This is a genomic window from uncultured Gilvimarinus sp., assembly GCF_963972205.1.
In the GTDB taxonomy this organism is placed as follows: Bacteria; Pseudomonadota; Gammaproteobacteria; order Pseudomonadales; family Cellvibrionaceae; genus Gilvimarinus; species Gilvimarinus japonicus.
Window position 1 is genome coordinate 158,240 of the sequence record NZ_CAXAUC010000006.1, and the last position, 18,575, is coordinate 176,814.

11 protein-coding genes are annotated in these 18,575 nt (G+C 51.1%); all 11 read right to left on the reverse strand.

The features are described from left to right. Positions 1-88 precede the first annotated feature (88 nt). The 11 genes from AACY82_RS11345 to atpD all read right to left on the reverse strand — a co-directional run bounded on the left by AACY82_RS11345 (position 89) and on the right by atpD (position 18,550). Positions 89-5,941 carry an MBG domain-containing protein gene (locus AACY82_RS11345; RefSeq protein ID WP_339616929.1) on the reverse strand — a complete coding sequence of 1,951 codons (5,853 nt, stop codon included), beginning with the start codon at positions 5,939-5,941 and terminating at the stop codon, positions 89-91. A 102-nt stretch (positions 5,942-6,043) separates the two neighbouring features. Further along, positions 6,044-6,634 (reverse strand): DUF4136 domain-containing protein, encoded by a 591-nt coding sequence (locus tag AACY82_RS11350; RefSeq protein ID WP_339616930.1) that lies wholly within the window; start codon positions 6,632-6,634, stop codon positions 6,044-6,046. Positions 6,635-6,658: 24 nt separating this feature from the next. Further along, positions 6,659-7,417, reverse strand: coding sequence for a TlyA family RNA methyltransferase (locus AACY82_RS11355; RefSeq protein ID WP_339616931.1), 759 nt, complete (start codon positions 7,415-7,417; stop codon positions 6,659-6,661). Between the two features lie 17 nt (positions 7,418-7,434). Continuing rightward, positions 7,435-8,730, reverse strand: coding sequence for a hypothetical protein (locus AACY82_RS11360; RefSeq protein WP_339616932.1), 1,296 nt, complete (start codon positions 8,728-8,730; stop codon positions 7,435-7,437). A 33-nt stretch (positions 8,731-8,763) separates the two neighbouring features. Then, the gene (glmS, locus tag AACY82_RS11365; RefSeq protein ID WP_339616933.1) at positions 8,764-10,593 is read right to left on the reverse strand and encodes a glutamine--fructose-6-phosphate transaminase (isomerizing); all 1,830 of its coding nucleotides are present in this window, start codon (positions 10,591-10,593) and stop codon (positions 8,764-8,766) included. A gap of 15 nt (positions 10,594-10,608) precedes the next feature. Then, positions 10,609-11,382: a DeoR family transcriptional regulator gene (locus tag AACY82_RS11370; protein WP_339616934.1), complete on the reverse strand. Its 774-nt coding sequence runs from the start codon at positions 11,380-11,382 to the stop codon at positions 10,609-10,611. A gap of 149 nt (positions 11,383-11,531) precedes the next feature. Continuing rightward, positions 11,532-14,348, reverse strand: a complete 2,817-nt coding sequence (locus AACY82_RS11375; protein ID WP_339616935.1) for an insulinase family protein — start codon at positions 14,346-14,348, stop codon at positions 11,532-11,534. A gap of 17 nt (positions 14,349-14,365) precedes the next feature. Further along, positions 14,366-15,190 carry an undecaprenyl-diphosphate phosphatase gene (locus AACY82_RS11380; RefSeq protein WP_339616936.1) on the reverse strand — a complete coding sequence of 275 codons (825 nt, stop codon included), beginning with the start codon at positions 15,188-15,190 and terminating at the stop codon, positions 14,366-14,368. A 25-nt stretch (positions 15,191-15,215) separates the two neighbouring features. Further along, positions 15,216-16,586 carry a bifunctional UDP-N-acetylglucosamine diphosphorylase/glucosamine-1-phosphate N-acetyltransferase GlmU gene (gene glmU, locus AACY82_RS11385; RefSeq protein ID WP_339616937.1) on the reverse strand — a complete coding sequence of 457 codons (1,371 nt, stop codon included), beginning with the start codon at positions 16,584-16,586 and terminating at the stop codon, positions 15,216-15,218. A gap of 113 nt (positions 16,587-16,699) precedes the next feature. Continuing rightward, a complete protein-coding gene (locus AACY82_RS11390) occupies positions 16,700-17,125 on the reverse strand; it encodes a F0F1 ATP synthase subunit epsilon (protein ID WP_339616938.1) in 426 nt (141 codons plus the stop codon). A 45-nt stretch (positions 17,126-17,170) separates the two neighbouring features. After that, positions 17,171-18,550 (reverse strand): F0F1 ATP synthase subunit beta, encoded by a 1,380-nt coding sequence (atpD, locus tag AACY82_RS11395; RefSeq protein WP_339616939.1) that lies wholly within the window; start codon positions 18,548-18,550, stop codon positions 17,171-17,173. Positions 18,551-18,575: the final 25 nt, after the last annotated feature.

The window sequence follows — 18,575 nt, forward strand, 5'->3', positions numbered from 1 at the left end:
CTCTCCATCGCGTTTTGTACGCGGTTGAATTCGGGTTTGCAGCGGCGCCCTAGCTAAAGCATTAAAACGCCGCCGTCATAGTGTGTCGTTACTGATCTGCGTCGCTGTCAGTTTTAGCGTCCTGATCGGCACTGGGCTGATCGGGCGTAATTTCTGTACGACGGTTAAGCGCGCGGCCTGCCAGCGTGCTGTTGTCGGCGACAGGTCGCAACCAGCTAAAGCCTTTGGTGCCCAACCGCGCCGGATCAACACCCAACTCAACCAGCAAGTTATACACTGCCATGGCGCGCTTGCGGGCAAGCTTTTCGTTTAACAAGCGCGGGCCGGTATTCGAGGTGTGCCCTTCAATCAGCAAATTAAACTCGGGGTAGCGATCCAGCTTGGCCACAAAGTTTTGCAACATCTCAACGTAGATGTCGTCGACCTTGTCGCTGTTAATACCAAACAGCACAGCGCGCGGCATCAGCAGTCCGATATTGGTCAGTAGCTCATCCGGCAAGCGCACACCGTCTTGGTACACGCCTAAAGAGATCTCATCCAACTTGCCATCAAGCAGGGCACGGCCTTCAAAAATGTTGGCGCGGTCGTCGCGACCCAGTGCTTCGCGGGCCGGCAGCTGAGTACTGGTTAAACCATCGCCGTAGCCATTGCCGGGGTTAGAGCTCAGCAGGGTGAGAACGCCGTCGGTAAAGGTGACGTTGTAGTTATTGCTGGCCAGTGTCGCCACGGGTGTTAGGGTGTATTCACCCGGAATCGGCAGCTCTAAATCGGACGTTACCACCAGCGAGTTACCAAATACATCTTGCTCGGTATCGCCGTTGGTTAGGCCGTCTAAGCTAGCGGTAAACGGTGGCAGCAGGTTCCAGTAGGCCTCAATATCATCGGCGGTTACGGTTAGTGCGGCGGGCGTTACTTGCAGCGCGCCGCTATTAACGCTCAGATTGTAATTATCGCCCGTTACGTCACCGGTTACCTCTGGAGTGATGGTGTAGTAACCCACATCCTGACCCTCGGTGCGGCTCAGGCTGACCATTAAGGTGTCGCCATCGACCACGGTGCCACCCTGACTCCAGGTTAGCTCGGGGTCTTCTTCACCGTATATTTTTGCCAGGTCGTCGGCACTGATAACCAGCGGCCGAGGGGTAATGGTTAGCATGCCATCATCGACAGTTACCGTGTAATTGTTAGACGCAAGGTCGCCCTCCAACGTACCGGTAATAGCGTAACCGCCCACATCTTCACCGGCAACGCGGCTCAGGGTGCCCGATAGCTCATCGCCTTCAGCCAAACTGCCACCGGTAATAGCCCAGGTAAAGTTCGGGTCGTCGTTACCATAAACCTTGGCCAAATCGGCAATATCGACGGTAATGGCGCGCGGAGTAATGGTAAATACACCATCCACTAACGTGACGTCGTAGTTACCGCTGGTTAAATCACCGGTAATATTGCCGGTAATAGCGTAGTTACCAACATCTTCGCCTGCCTCACGGGACAAGCTGCCGGTTAAGGTATCGCCGCTGGCCAAGCTGCCATTGGTTACATCCCAACTAAAGCTAGGGTCGGCTTCGCCATAAATTTTGCTGGCATCGTCAATGGTAACCGTGACTCTCACGGCGAGTTGTTCGATGGTGAGGGTGCCGTCGGTCATCACGATGTCGTAGCCGGCTTGATTCGACCACAGCTCGGACGGGGTTAAGTCGTAGGTGCCAGCATCAACCGCGCCCTGCGAGTCGCCGGTGTACTCTAAGTCGGCACTGTTCACGTCATCCGAACTATAGGGTGTGCCATCTTCGCCAAAGGCGGCGATAAACTCGGCGTAGTTATCACCGTAACGCACGCCCGCGCCGGTGGTGCCGTTAATATCGTGTAGGCCGTCGTATTCGCCACCATCGTAGACTTGGTGGTCATCGTAGGCAGTGACTTCGATCTCGGTTAAGAACGAGCGCAGCAGCGGCGCACTGTTGCCCTCGTAGATGCGCCAGGTGCTACCTGTGCCACCCTCGGCGTCTATATCCGCGCCCCAACTGGCAAAACTAGTTAGCTGGGTAAATTCGGTTAACGTTAGGCCCGTACTGGCGGCATCTATGTTGCCATCATTAAGGCCAATACCGTCGGCGTTAGTGCTGTTCCAGAAGCTCGTGGTAATGTTTCCGCCGCCGGCGTTCCAACCCACTAAGCCGCCAGAATTACTGGCTCCGGTTACTATACCAGTGGTATAGCTGGTGCTAATTGTGCCTGAATTATGAAGCCCTACCAGCCCGCCAATATTGTCACTCGTACCACTCACACCTGCGGTGGAATAACTGTCGCTGATATCGGCGTTATTATCACCCACCAGGCCCCCCACTCGGTTATCTCCAGTAACGGTCCCAGTCACATAGCTGCGTTCAATACTGCCGCCATAGCTCCAGCCCACCAATCCACCGACTACGTTATCGCCCGTAATAGTAGCGTCAACAAGGCCAATATTTTCTATTTGCCCAGTGCTATCGAGAATACTAATTAAACCAACGCTAAACTGATCAGGTCGATTAGAGTTCAACTGATTAATGACGTGATTTTGACCATCGAGACTCCCCTGAAAAGCATTGGAAGCATTAGCCACCGGCGCAAAACCGCGCCCGCCCCATACATCGGAGTAATCACCACTATTACCAGCTGCGACACTATCTGCTGTGGCCGAAGCATCGATATCGTCCATCAGGGTATAGCTGCCCCCCATGTTGGCGGCCATGCCTTGTAGGTCGTAGAGGTTGTGGATCTCGCCGCCGCCACTTAAAAAGGCGCGCAGCATTGGGCGGGAGGAGCCTTCGGCTATAAACCAATCACCTGACGAGGTAAAGTCAAAGCCAGTGTAAGTGCCCGAGTTGTAAGCATCGGGACTATTGTTCCAATCGCCGCTCACGGAGGTTCCACCGTCAGAACTTGGTTGACCGGTGGTAAACGTGTCCCAGTAGCTGGAGGTAACGCTACCGACATTATTACCCACCAAACCACCGACAGAAGAGCTACCCGACACCGCACCCGTGGCATAGCTGGTGGTAATATTAGTGTAGTTGTAACCCACCAAACCACCGACATCATTAGAGCCATTTACCGTGCCGGTGGCGTAGCTTGTGGCAATACTGCCGTTATTACAGCCCACCAAACCGCCGACATAATCAGTACCACTTACCGTGACGGTGGCGTAGCTGCTGTCGATGTTATCGTCGCTATAGCCCACCAAACCGCCGACATCGAAACCCCCTTCCACAGCGCCAGTGGCGTAGCTGGTGCTAATGCTGTCGTTGCCGCTGCCACCATTATAGCCAACCAAACCGCCAACATAGTGTTGCCCAATAATATCTACGCCAGTTAGGCCTAGATCTTGTACCCTAGATGAGTCTGTCCAACCCAGCAGGCCAACATAGTTTTGGTTAGGCCGGTTGATGGTGAGCCCGTTTACCACAAACCCTGCACCATCTAGTGTGCCGGTAAACTTGTCACTCGCCGTGCCCACCGGTGCAAAGCCGTGACCGCCCCAAACATCGCTAAAGTTGCCGCCATTACCAGCGGCCACACTGTCGGCCGAGGCCGAAGCGTCGATATCGTTTAGCAAGGTATAGCTACCGGCTAAATCGGCGGCCATGCCTTGCAACTGATACAAGTTAGAGATATTGCCGCCGTCTAAAAAGGCGCGCAGCATAGGGCGTGAGGAGCCCTCGGCGATAAACCAGTCGTTGCTAAAATCGAGCGCGGCGTACGAGCCTTCGGCAAATGCTGAGGGGTTGAGGCCACCATTACCAGAAACCGCCGCATTGCCCGATGATGCACCCGTGTCCGCGCCAATCGCGACAATTTGGCTGGTAGTGTCGGCGTCAAAGTAACTATTACTGATATCGCCTGTGGTATTGTTTAGCCCCAGTAAACCACCTACATTACCGACACCGCCTGTCACGGCACCCGAGGCCCAACTATCGCTAATAAAGGAAGCGTCACCGGTGGTGTCGCCGTTGTAACCCACAAGGCCGCCCGCACGGGCAGCACCACCGGTGCCAGACACTGTCGCCGTTGAATAAGAGCTGGAGACGCTCCCACCGTTGGTGTTCCAACCCACCAACCCACCAACACTGTCATCCGCTGTTACGCTGCCTGTGGTAAAGCTGGCACTGACACTGCCTTGATTTTGCCCCACCAACACGCCGGTATCGGCGCCTCCGACGACGTTAGCCTCGTGTAGACCAACAGCAGTAATCGAGCCACTAGTGCCCACAAAACCAAACAAGCCGACATTATAATCACCGCTATTAATGCTGAGGTTATCGACAAAATGCCCAGCACCATCAAAGCTGCCCTCGTAGGGGGCCGCATCGGTGCCAATCGGGGTGAAGTTACTGATGCCCGATAAATCGATATCGTTGACCAGCGTCGCATTAAAACCCGGTGTCGTCGCTAGGCCTTGCAAGCCATAAGCGTCTTGCAATAGCAAAGGTGAACCGCTGCCGTTACCGCCGGCCGCGCGGGTAAAGGTGCCACCGTTAAGGGTGAAATCGTCGGCGCTAAACACCGGCAAATTGGCGCTTATTTGACTAAAGTCGCCAGACTCTAGGGTAAAGGCCGCAACATTGATATGGCCCTCGAGGCCGGTGGTGATGTCGCCCAGTGCCGTAAGGTTTAGGCCGCCGCCCGGCGCTTGGACATAGTCGCTAAAGGTAATGCCGCCGTCGGCATCCAAGTTTAGGGTATTGGCCGTCGACCAAATAATAGGATCGAGGATGCTGATGTCGCCATTGCCGCTACCGGTATTGACGGTTTGCAAGGTGACATCGCTACCGCCCTCTAGCGAGTTTTGCAGGGCTTGGGTGTGCACATGGCTAACGTCATCGTTAGCGCCCATTGGGTTGTAGCTGATTTCTAAATCGGTGGGATCGAGCAACCAGGTACCGGCCTCGCCATTGGCGCTTGAGGCATCAAGCGTTGCGCTAGCCGCTACTTTAACGATGTTACCGGAAGTTTCGATAAAGCCGCCGTCGCCGCCGTCGGGGGCCGAGGCATCGAGCTTGCCAGAGACGCTGACCGTGCCACCATTAAAGCCGCCCAGCAGCATAATTTTGCCATCTTGCTCTTGCAGTGTTTGCGCTTCAATCACGCCGGTGTTGTTAACCACGGTTTGCAGCAGGGCATCGCTGGCGTGGGCCGTCATAAGTACTCGGCCGCCGTTCGCTTGAATTAAGCCGTGGTTTTCGGCCAGCGCGTCTAGCGCGGCCTCGTCAACTTGCACATTCAGCAAGCCATCACCGGCAAAATCGAGGGTGATTTTGTTGCCCGCCGCCAGCGCTACGCTGCCAAGCTTGGCCTGAATCACGCCGCGGTTGCTGACTTGACCGCCCAGCAGCGCGACGGCGCCCGAGTCCGCCACACTAATATGGCCGAGGTTGGTAACGGCAGCGGGGTTACCGTTGCCGCTAAAACTAAAGTTGGTGTAATCGTTATGCGAGACATCGAGGGTCGAGGCGACCAACGAGCCGACATTAACACTGGCATCCTGGCCAAACAGGACACCGTTGGCGTCCAACACAAACACCCGGCCGTTGGCGTTAAGCTGGCCGTTGATCTGGGTGCCGTCGGCGCTGAATACGCGGTTTAACGCGATGGACGTGTCATTGGGCTGAATAAAATTAACGATTTCATCGGCGTTAATGTCAAAGTTGTCCCAGACGATGGTGGTGTTCTGGGTGTTTTGCAAAATATCGGTGAGCTTGCCACGAATATCGATATTGGCGTCGCCATCAATCACCACCCCGCCCGTAGGCCCGGCGTAGGCACCACTGGTAGCGGTAGCTACGGCCAGCGCTAGCGCTAGCCTACGGCCAGATCCTTTGCGTGTATTGCGCGCCGCCGTGGGGGCGGGGCAATAGCTCTGGGTGGCTGGGTTCCATATCAGCGGTAATATGTGGTTCATGATTTTCCTCGGGCATAATTAGGTGGCAGTGCAAGCTCGCCTGTGACGTAGTTCACACTGACTACCATTGTAATGAGTTGTCTAACCTAAAGACAATGTAGTTTATTCCGCAAGCTGACGCACAAACGCATCGACGGCTTTATCCACCTTTATTATGCGTTCAGCATCGCTCTCAGTAGGGTCAGTAAACAGCTCCATAGCCGCGCGCCAGTGTGTGCGCAGCGTTACCGGGCTAATTACCCGCAACACTAAAGTACCGGCCTCGTAATCGGTTTGCTGAGCTAACGACGGAGAGATATCGTAGCGTTTGATCAAATCCAACTCGCTAACGGCATCGCCGGCAATAATCGTTGCGGCGATAAGGTGGTCGGCTCCCGTCGGCACCTTGCGGTAGCCTCTAGCGGCCAAGTCGCGCTCCAGCGTTTCGTGGATATGCGCTATGGTTGATTCTTTAATCTTGTGCTCGGCATTTGCCACCACTTCAACCTCACCCAACCAGTTGTAGCTATCGCCCTGAGCAAAAACAAAGCCGGGCTCGCGCACACTGACCAACGAGCTGGTGTAACGAGGTGTAAGTGACTCTGTGGTAGTGGTGGTGCAGGCGATAAGTGATACAAATACCGCGCTTAAACCTAAAACGGTAAACCGGCGGCAGGCATTGAGTTTGAGTGCGGGTAAGGTATAGAGGGTCATCCTTTACATCCTTTTATTAGCGGGCTAGTGCATTTTTTGCGCCCAGATAAAGAACTCACGGTTACCATCACCACCGGTAATCGCGCTGTTAAAATAGTCGTGGACCCGACAGCCGAGAGATTCGTACAAAGCGGTTATCCGCTGCTGCACATCGGGGTAAAGCGACTCATCGCGCACAATACCTTTTTTGCCAATACCACTTTTGCCCACTTCAAACTGAGGTTTAACCAAACACAATAAGTGGCCGCCGGGTTTAAGCAAAGGCACTAACTCAGGCGCGATAAGCGTTTGCGAGATAAATGACACATCCATAACGGCCAAGTCAAATCCAGCGTCGGTGTGGTGCAATAACATATCAGCCGGTAACTCGCGTGCGTTGATGCCTTCATAATAGGCCACCCGAGCATCATTTTTTATTTTTTCAACCAGTTGGTCGCGGCCAACATCTACACCAACAACTTTGGCTACACCCGACTGTAGCAAACAATCACTAAAGCCCCCGGTGGATTGTCCAACATCGAGGGCGACAAGGCCACTGATATCTAACTTACAGTGATGCAGTGCACCTGCTAACTTAAGCCCACCGCGCGATACATACTGAGTCGCGTCGGTATCTAGCAGCCGAATCGTTTGCTTGCCACTGCACTGAAAACTTGGTTTTGTTTGCAGTACCCAATGACCACTCAAATACACCTCAACACTGCCGGCTTTAATTAGCTGTTGCGCCAACGAACGGGTTGCGACGAGATTTTGATTTACCAGCTCTTGGTCAAGCCTAGCCATAGGGCGTTATATTCCTGTTATTGCTTGCTCTTGGTGATACGATAAACACGACTAATTTCTCGATACTCTATAGGCCTGACGATGTATCCACCGCCAATAGTAACCTGAAACTGTATGTCATCTTCGCCCAGCGCGAGTAGTTGCCCATTGATGGTTTTACCACTTTTGGTTTCTACAAATAGATCTTGGTTAACATGGCGGGATAAATTATCGAGGTCGATATAAATCTTTTTATCGCGGTGCAGATTGATTTCAATCTCTTTGTCTGCAACCGGTGTTTTTGCCGCTATATACTCGGCCTTCCAGCTCTGGGCTTGATCTAGAGGCAGTTTTTTAATATCTAAATCAACCGACGCCCGATTATTTACCTGAGCACTCAAGGCAAAGTGATTGAATATAGCAAAAGGGCTGTCTATCGCAAAATCTGTGGCACTGACAGAGCCAATGGCATCCGCTTTAATAGTCACAGAGTCCGCGCTTTGCAAAAAGGTTTGATATAGCTCCAGCATTTTAGGGCCGGCCTCTAGACCTTGTAACCGCCAGGCATCTTGCCAATCTTGAGTTTGCAGGCTAAGCAGCTGATCTTGTTGCAGCTCTGACTGAGTTTGGCAATAGGATGATATTTTCTGATTCAAGCCTCGATCATGGTAATCAAGGGTAAAATTCAAAAATGTCGCGTTACTTAGAGAGGACGCTATCGCCGACATTGAGCGCGAGCTTGCCCCCAAAGAAACTTCGGTGTTTAACTCTGCGCGATACATATCCGTCACCTCGTTGGTAAACCGAATGTTAATCTGTTGCCCCCCACCAATAATGTCATAGCTAAAACTGGCGACTTTTAGGTCAATATTGCTGTAGCCAACATCAATCCACTCGTTGCTGGCAATGGCGCTACCACCACCGCAACTGGGAATACCAATGCGCGGTAAGTCTAGTGGATCTTTAGCGTTGTCACTGATTAACGTAATGGGTAAACGAACACCTTCAAACTCCAACCCTAGCTCATCGGGAACAAACTGATGCTGTAAATCATTAAGCACCTCGTGTACCGAGAATATACTACCAGTGGTGATTGCAACCTTATCAATACTGACCGATAGGTAGCTGGCAGGGTGTTGAAGAAAGATGCCCTCAACCTTGATATCGCCGCCCAAAGTCACTTCGGCATTTTTATAATCAAGCTCTACCCCTACCATCTTTAACGATGTGGCGGCTTCTTGCACACCTTTATCCAGCTGGTGGGTGTAGTACAACTTGCTCGCCACCACAAACACCACCAGTGCGGCGGGTATCCCTATTAGAATTTTCTTCATCCCTGCTCCTGAAAACGAGGCTGTTAATCTGGGTTATTCAACCGTTACCGATTTTGCTAAGTTTCGCGGTTGATCGACATCTGTGCCTTTGATAATAGCAACATAATACGATAGTAACTGTAAGGGTAGGGTGTAGACAATCGGTGCCATCCACGGGTGGGTATGCGGAAGATTAATTACCCGCATCGTATCGTCGGAGATAAACCGTGCATCCCGATCGGCAAATACATACAACAAGCCGCCCCGGGCACGCACCTCTTCGACATTAGATTTTAGTTTTTCTAGCAGCTCATTATTGGGGGCCACTACCACAATCGGCATATCTTCATCAATCAGCGCCAGCGGCCCGTGTTTTAGCTCACCAGCGGCGTAGGCCTCGGCGTGAATATAAGAGATCTCTTTAAGCTTTAACGCGCCCTCCATCGCGATAGGATACTGATCGCCCCGGCCCAAGAACAAAGTGTGCTGCTTATCGGCAAACTCCTCGGCGAGTTTTTCAATCTCGCCGGCTAACAGCAGTGTTTGCTCAAGCTGCTCGGGCAATGATTTTAACGCTGCGATCATTTCTTCTAACAAAAGTGCATTAAGGTTTTGGTGTTGGCCAATAACCAATACCAACAGCGCCAAACCAACTAACTGAGTGGTAAAAGCTTTGGTCGAGGCCACACCTATCTCGACCCCAGCGCGGGTCATGAAGGCCAAGTCAGATTCGCGCACCAGCGACGATGCCCCCACATTGCAAATAGCTAGCGTTGCCAAATAACCACTGTGGCGAGCCATACGCAGAGCTGCCAAGGTATCGGCGGTTTCACCCGATTGCGAGATAGTCACCAACAAGCTGCCCTCGGGCACGATAGGTTTGCGGTAGCGATACTCCGAGGCGATCTCCACCGAGCAGGCAATATTTGCTAAAGACTCCATCCAATAACGCGCCACCATAGCCGAGTGATAGCTAGTACCGCAGGCGACAATTTGTACGTGCTTTACGTTGGCAAAAATCTCCGACGCTTGGGCGCCAAACGATTGCTCCAGCACGTGGTCATCGGCCAAACGCGACTCAAGCGCGTTTCTTACGGCCTGGGGCTGATCGTATATTTCCTTTAACATAAAGTGGCGATATTCACCCTTGTTGCCGGCATCGTAGCTGGCGCTAGATTCTTGTGCCGGTCGATCAACCACTTTACCGCTGGCATCTTCAATGACCACTTCGGTACGGGTGATCTCGGCCACATCGCCTTCTTCTAAGTAAATAAACTGGCGGGTAACCGGCAGCAACGCCAATGAGTCAGAAGCAACAAAATTTTCGCCAATGCCCAAACCGATCACCAGCGGGCTACCAGAGCGAGCCACCACCATGCGGTCCGGCTGACGGCTATCGACCACAACGGCGCCATAGGCACCACGCAGTTGACTAACAGCCGTTTTGACCGCGGTTACCAGAGAATCTGTTTCTTTTAAGCTGGCGTGAATTAAATGCACGATCACTTCGGTATCGGTTTCCGACTCAAAAACGTAGCCGGCCTGTTGTAGCTGAACGCGCAGCTGCTCGTGATTTTCGATAATGCCATTGTGCACTACGGCGATTTCATCGTGGCTAATATGCGGGTGAGCATTGCGCTCGTTGGGTTCGCCATGAGTGGCCCAGCGGGTATGGGCGATGCCGGTGCCGCCGGGTAGCGGGTCAATCATTGCATCGCTCAGCGCCTGCACTTTGCCGACACGGCGCAAACGCACTAGGTTGTTCGCCTCGCGTATTACCGCCAAACCCGCCGAGTCGTAGCCGCGATACTCTAAGCGGCGCAATCCTTCAAGCAAAATATCGGCAACATCGCGCTGGGCAACAGCGCCCACTATTCCACACATACAAACTCCTAAGTGTTATTGAACGGCAGCGGCGACGATAACCTCGACACCATGCGCCTCTATCGCACTGCGCTGGGCAGCGGAAATATTGGAATCCGTTACCAGGCTTGTAATTGCCTGCCACGGTAACTCTAAATTATGAATGCGCCGCCCCAGCTTCTCTGACTCGGCCATAACGATCACCTCGCGCGCCAGCTTGGCCATAACCCGGCTTAAACTGTATAGCTCGTTAAAGGTGGTCGAACCTCGTTCAACATCCAAACCATCGGCGCCAATAAACAATTGATCAAAATCGTAGGCGCCCAATACCTGCTCGGCGAGCTGCCCCTGAAAGGACTCCGAGCGGGCATCCCAAGTACCGCCGGTCATCAGTAGCGTTGGTTCGTTTTCCAGCTCCAACAGGGCGTTGGCAATAGAGAGGGAGTTGGTCATCACCACCAAACCACGGCGCGCCGATAGTTCTGGCAAGAGCGCCGCCGTGGTGTGGCCACTATCGATAATAATGCGATTATGGTCGCGAATTTTAGCCGCTGCGGCCCGCGCTATTTGGTGTTTTAAAGGAGAGGAGACATTAACGGCGGCATCGCGCAGCAAATCTTGCGGCAGGGGTACCGCGCCCCCGTAACGGCGCAACAACAATCCGTTGCTCTCGAGCGCCGTCAGGTCTTTGCGGATGGTCACTTCTGAGGTCTGGAACTGCTCAGCTAAGGCATCGACCGTCACCTCACCGACATCAGCCAACAGGTCAAGAATCGTTCGCCGACGCCACTGGGTGTTGCGTTTGGCCATAAATACAATACTTTAAGTTTCGAAACGAAAGAAATTGTATCAGGTCGAAAGTTTTTCGGCAATGTAAACCCGGTTTGGGTGCGTACCAACCAATTAACACCTAGCGGCTTTTGTACAGCTGCTAGGTGTCCGTCTAGATTGATTGCTTATCAGTCGGCGGGTTGCGCAGCTTGTGTTCCCTGCAGCTCAACATCCACCCGATAGGCATTTTGCTCTAGCATTAACGCTTTGTAACGCGCGACTACCCCCGCTTTGGTGGTGTTTTTGATGGCTTTGATCAAGCGGGCACGGGTGTCAAATTTGTCGTTACCGCGATAAAAGTCATTTAGGTACTTAGGGTACTCTTCGTAAAAGTTACCGGGGGGCTGATTAATTTGGGCAATCACAGTGGCACGCAACTGCTCTAGTACCGCATTATCTAACGCTTGCAGCTCGGGCCAGTAATCTGCCACAAACTGGTTAAAACGATCACTCAAATCGGCCAACTCGGTATTGGTGGTTTGTGCATAGAGAATAAAACCCCAGTAATCGCCAATCCGGTCAATACTGCTACCCACCACATAACCCACTTGCTCTTCCGTGCGCAACTGGTTGTAAAAGGCCTGCTGAAAAATCGAGTTTAGTAAAAACAACTGAGCGGCAACATCTAGGCTGGTGTCATCCGAGTAATAAGCTTGCAGTAAACCATTGTCGGTTTTGGCAATATCACCCCGGTAGTTGGTATGCTCACCGATCACTGGTTTTGTTACAGGGGCAAAATAACGACCTTGCTGTTGCCAAGTATTTGGCATGGTTGCTTGAGTAATACTGGCAAACTCTTTAACGTTGGCTTTATTGTAATTGCCAAAAGCAAAAATTCGCACACGATTGTCGCTCACTAAATCGTTCTGATACTGCTTAATATCCTCTAAGGTAATCTCTTCTAACGCATTAGCTAATGCTTGGTCCGTCCAACTAGGGTCAACCATCAAGCGGTTTAACTCGGTAAATAACTGGCGGCTGGGCTCTTCTTTCGCACGGCCATCAAGCCAATCACTAAATCCCTGTTTGGCAATCGTAAACTCTTGCTCATTAAACGCCATATTTACCCAACGTTGTAACAAACGCTGATAGAGCAGCGGATGTTTCTCACTGTATCCAGATAACGTTAAAGCGTGATTATTTTTCGGGCGTTCGATACCCATACCAATACCGGCACGACCTGCTTTATCGCGCAATGCAGTTGTTTGCAGCGCAAAAATTCGATTCACCAAATCGCTCATCACATTATTTTTTGCGCTTTTTAGCGGTAGATCGGTATTAAACATAACTTGCAGATAACCGTGCTCTGACTGATGGTACTCACTGTGCACCAACCACGCCTCAATACCTGGCTGATCAACCACTTGTCGCGGCTGCATAATACTGGCGTCAACTACTTGCGCTTTATCGGTGCTAAACAAGTCATTTTCGGCCGGCAGCTGTAACTCTGTGGTTTGGCCAAGCGTCTGCCAACGGTCTAACTCGGCTGGATCAAATTTTTGTACTCGGTACTGTCCCTCGTAGTAGGGGATTTTGGTATCGACTTCTGCCTCTGGGCTAATATGCCAAACTCGTGCCCGTTGCGGAGTCAGCTGAGCTAATACCGCTTTAACGGCTTTTGCATCAAACTGCTGGTATGTATAAAAAGCATCGTTTAGGTGTTGCGCTGGCAAGGTAAATAACACCTGTGAAAAATGCACAGCTTGATTCAAAGGGTTGGGAACCTGTAAGTCCTCATATTGTTTCGCTAGCATCGCCTTGTATTCTTGATAATAAACAGAATCAACACCAGAGGTTCGAATTAAATCAAGGTACTTAAAGACCGTCGCAATAATTTCATCTTGGTGAGCAATGCCTTTTTCAGTCAAACCAATATTAATGCTAAAAATGCCATCTTTACCGTAATAGTCAGGTCTATCGGAGACGGTGAAGTTATCAATCCAACCCTTTTTTCGTAACACTTCTGCAGCCGTTCCAGGCTCTTCTGAGCTAAGTAAATTAGCAACATACCGATTAGGTTTAACTCGCCACTGGCTAGAGTTATTTTTTAAGGGAAACTCGATCACCATTTGCCGGGTGGGTTTTTGCGGCTGATAGTAGATATGTTCGCCCGATTGCAAGTCGGTTAGCCCTGTGACAGAAACGACTGGCGGCTGGATATTTTTATTAGCAATAGCCGAGAAGTGCTGCTCGGCTAAAGCTTGCAATGTTGCGGATTTTTGTTTACCAAATAACACCAACTTCATATTATTTGACGAATAATAACGCTGGTAGAAATCTTTCATGGCACTATAAAGCGAGGTATCTCCTTGATCGACCAAAGTCGTTAAGTTACCCACCGACATACGTTGTGCCGGGTGCTCCGGATTGGCGGTAACACCACGCAAACGATTTATTATACGAGCGTCATCAGACTTACCCATAGACCATTCACTGTTGACTGCATTGCGCTCTTTGTCGCTGTAGGTTTTATCGAAAGTAGGGGATTTAAAATAGTCGCTGTAGCGATCGAGCGCTTGATCGAAAGCACCTTCACCAATTTGAAAAAAGAAGTTGGTGTGATCCGTCGCGGTATAGGCGTTAGAGAAGCCTCCATTTTCTTGTACGTAAGTTTGAAAACTATTGGCCTCGGGGTACTTCTCTGTGCCTAAAAATAGCATATGCTCGAGGTAGTGCGCTAAACCCGGAAACTCCTCTGGGTTTTCATAACTGCCCACGCCCACGCTTAACGAAGCACCTGATACCTCTAACGTTGGGTCGGAAATAAGCACTACCTGTAAATCGTTGGCCAGAGTAAAGGTGCTGTATTCTCGTTGGTCGTTCGGACTCTTGGCCAAGGTTTCAAGTTCAGAGCCCGCTGGCGCCTCTACCGAGGTAGTACAGGCTGTTGCAGCCATGAGAAAAACCAACGTGGTTAAGTATTGAATCACTCGCAATCCGTTCATATATCGCATCCTCTCGATCAATAAAAACTGTACAGAAGGTACGCACCTAAAACGATGCGATAGAACACAAATGGCTGCATACCAATACGACGTATCACAGCCAGAAATAGCCGTATGCAAATATACGCACTAAGCGCACTGAGAGCCGTTGCCACTAAAAGCTGAAACCAAGGAATAGGCATGGGTTGCATCATCACATCAACCGTTTGCAGCCCGGCGGCCAATACGATGACTGGGATACTTAATAAAAATGAAAACCGTGCGCTGGCTTCTCGATTAACCCCCATTAACAATGCCGCTGTTATGGTTATACCTGAGCGTGACGTACCAGGTATTAAAGCCAATGCCTGAGATAAACCAATGACAATAATCTGAGTTTTACTAAGATGATACTCATCTGTGTTATTAGCCGCGGTATCGTTTGAGTACTTACGAGTGTAACGCCAGTCGGCGTACCCTAAGAGCAAACCAAAACCTATCAAGCTGTAGCCCATAAAATAACCGCTACGCATGGAGGTTTCGACAACGTCTTTGATTAATAAACCAACGATGCCTACAGGGATAGTCGCCCAAATAATTGCCCACGCTAGCCGTGCCTCTGGATTGATCCCCCGCCCCAACAATGAACCAAGCCAACCGCGAATGAGTGCCGCTAGGTCACGGCGAAAATAGAAAATAACCGCGAGCAAACTGCCAAAGTGTACCGCGATATCAAACACTAACCCCTGATCTGGCCAGTCGGTAAAAAGTGGCACTAACAACAGGTGGGCGCTGCTCGAAACCGGCAGAAACTCGGTTAGCCCCTGTATTAACGCCAGTACAACAACTTCAATCCATTGCACAGAGTATCTCGCACATAGGTTGCGCCTATTTAGGCAGTTTTACCGGGCGCTGCCACCCAGCAATGGCGCGCTGACGCGCACGGGCGACTGTAAGTTCATTGGCTTTTACATCGTGAGTAACGACACTGCCAGCTCCAACTGTTGCGCTATTGCCCAAGGTTACAGGCGCCACTAAAGCGCTGTTGGAGCCCACGAATACGTCATCACCGATGGCGGTTTTAAATTTGTTGATTCCATCGTAATTACAGGTAATGGTGCCAGCGCCAACGTTGACCCGGGCGCCCATTTCACAATCGCCAATATAACTTAAGTGATTTACCTTGCTGCCTTCACCAATAACAGCTTTTTTAACCTCGACAAAATTTCCTACTTTAGCGCCGCTGTGCAATATCGTACCAGGTCGCAAGCGCGCAAACGGTCCAATAACACAAGCATCGGCAACCACCGCGCTTTCCAGCACACTATTCGCTTTAATCTCAGTATTACTGGCAATAGCGGAATCTTTGATGTGACAATTGGCGCCAATCTTAACGTTATCACCCAGTTCAACCGAACCTTCAATAATAACGTTTATATCAATTTCGACATCGCGACCGGCAACTAATGTACCGCGACAATCAAAGCGGCCGGGGTCAGCCAGATACACACCGCGATCCAATAAAGCTTCTGCCTGACGCTGTTGATACAGTCGTTCAAGCTTGGCCTGTTGGCGGCGGTTATTGACACCTTCTACCTCTTCTACAGAGGGCGATTGATAAACGTTAATCGCCGTACCATCGGCACGAGCTTTAGCAATAATATCGGTTAAATAGTACTCGCCTTGAGCGTTGTCGTTAGATAGTTCTGGCAACCACTCGGTTAGCTTGGCAGCGGGGACAGCCATAATACCGGTGTTTACTTCAGTGATGGTTTTTTGCTCGGGTGTAGCGTCTTTCTCTTCGACAATGGCCAGGACATCTCCGCCATCGTTGCGTAATATTCGCCCGTAACCACTTGGGTTAGGCAACTCAACCGTCATCAACCCCATCGCGCCATCGACCGCTGACGCCATTAGCGCTTGCAAAGAGTCAGCGCTGATGAGGGGAACATCCGCGTAAAGAATAAGTACTAGCGCATCGGGCCGTAGCGCCGGCAACGCTTGCATAACCGCATGACCGGTACCTAGCTGCTCCGTTTGGGTAACACATTGACAGTCTCGGTCCGCCACAGACGTTATCACTTGCTCGGCACCGTGCCCCACCACAACCAACTTTTGTATGGCGTTGGCGTTCAAGGCATCCACGCTGTCAATAACGTGATGCAGCATCGGTTTGCCCGCTATCGAATGCAGAACCTTAGGACGGTTTGAGTTCATGCGGGTGCCTTTTCCCGCGGCAAGAATAACGACATCCAGCATCTTTGAGTCTCCGTTGTATTCGCCTATCGGTAGCGACGCCTAAAAGCGCAATACAAACAAAAAAGGGTAGCCAAAGCTACCCTTTTAACAATCTAACACTGAAAAAGTTCAGGCTATTTGCGTGTGTTGCGACGAATCGCTTGAAGTGCCCGCAATTGCGCCGAGGCTTCAGCCAGTTGGATCGCCGCTTTTGAGTAATCTATCTCGCTCGATTGACTCAACAGCTTAGCAGCTGCTTCTTTTTTGGCGTTTTCAGCGGCCGCTTCATCCATATCGGTAGCACGCAGTGCGGTGTCTGCCAATACAGTGACAAGGTTTGGTTGAACCTCTAAAAAACCACCGGAAACGTAATACACTTCTTCTTCGCCGCCTTGCTTTTTCAGGCGAACCGGACCTGGTGCAAGACCTGTCAGTAATGGAGCGTGACCATACGTAATGCCGAGATCCCCCAGTGAACCTGTTAAAACAACCAGTTCAACCAGACCGGAGAAAATCTCACTCTCTGCACTGACAATATCGCAATGTATAGTCATTGCCATAATCTGCCTCTTAAGCTTGAAGGGGCGGCCGAAGCCGCGGCCCATTTACTTCATTTTTTCGGCTTTTTCGATCGCTTCGTCGATCGTGCCGACCATGTAGAACGCCTGCTCGGGCAGGTGATCGTAATCGCCGCTCAAGATACCTTGGAAACCACGGATGGTTTCTTTCAGTGATACGTAAGTACCGGGCGAACCGGTAAATACTTCGGCAACATGGAAAGGCTGCGACAAGAAACGCTCGATCTTACGAGCACGGGCGACCGATTGCTTATCTTCTTCCGAGAGCTCGTCCATCCCCAAAATAGCGATGATGTCTTTCAGCTCTTTGTAACGCTGCAGTACCATCTGTACGCCACGGGCTACGTCATAGTGCTCTTGACCAATAATTAATGGGTCGAGCTGACGCGAGGTAGAATCCAGTGGATCAACCGCTGGGTAAATACCTTTAGAGGCAATGTCACGGCTCAGGGTTACGGTTGAGTCCAAGTGAGCAAAGGTGGTTGCTGGCGACGGGTCAGTCAAGTCATCCGCAGGTACGTAAACGGCCTGAATAGAGGTAATAGAACCTGTCTTAGTCGAGGTAATACGCTCTTGCAGTACACCCATCTCTTCCGCCAGTGTTGGCTGATAACCCACCGCCGATGGCATACGACCCAACAGGGCTGATACTTCGGTACCCGCAAGGGTATAACGGTAAATGTTATCGACGAAAAAGAGTACGTCTTTGCCTTCGTCACGGAATTTCTCGGCCATTGTCAGACCGGTCAGTGCAACGCGCAAACGGTTACCCGGTGGCTCGTTCATCTGGCCGTAAACCATGGCAACTTTGTCCAAAACATTGGACTCTTTCATCTCGTAGTAAAAGTCGTTACCTTCACGAGTACGCTCACCCACACCGGCAAACACAGACAAACCACTGTGCTCTTTTGCGATGTTGTTGATCAGCTCCATCATGTTTACGGTTTTACCAACACCGGCACCACCAAACAAACCAACTTTACCACCCTTGGCGAAAGGACAAACCAAGTCGATAACTTTAATACCGGTTTCTAACAACTCGTTAGAGGCAGCCAGATCAGCATAGGCCGGCGCTTCGCGGTGAATTTTCATCCGCTCTTGCTCGCCGATTGGGCCAACCTCATCGATAGGCTCACCCAACACATTCATAATACGACCCAGGGTTTCTTTACCTACCGGGACTCTAATCGCGTCTTTGGTGTTATCGACACTTAAGCCACGACGTAAACCTTCAGAGGAGCCCAGTGCAATGGTGCGTACCACACCGTCACCTAATTGCTGCTGTACTTCCAAGGTCAGGTTTTTTTCGGTGATGGTCAGTGCATCATATATTTGTGGCACTTCATCGCGTGGGAATTCCACGTCAATTACAGCGCCGATAATCTGTACGATACGTCCGCTACTCATTTCCGGTTCCTCTTTATTCCAGGCT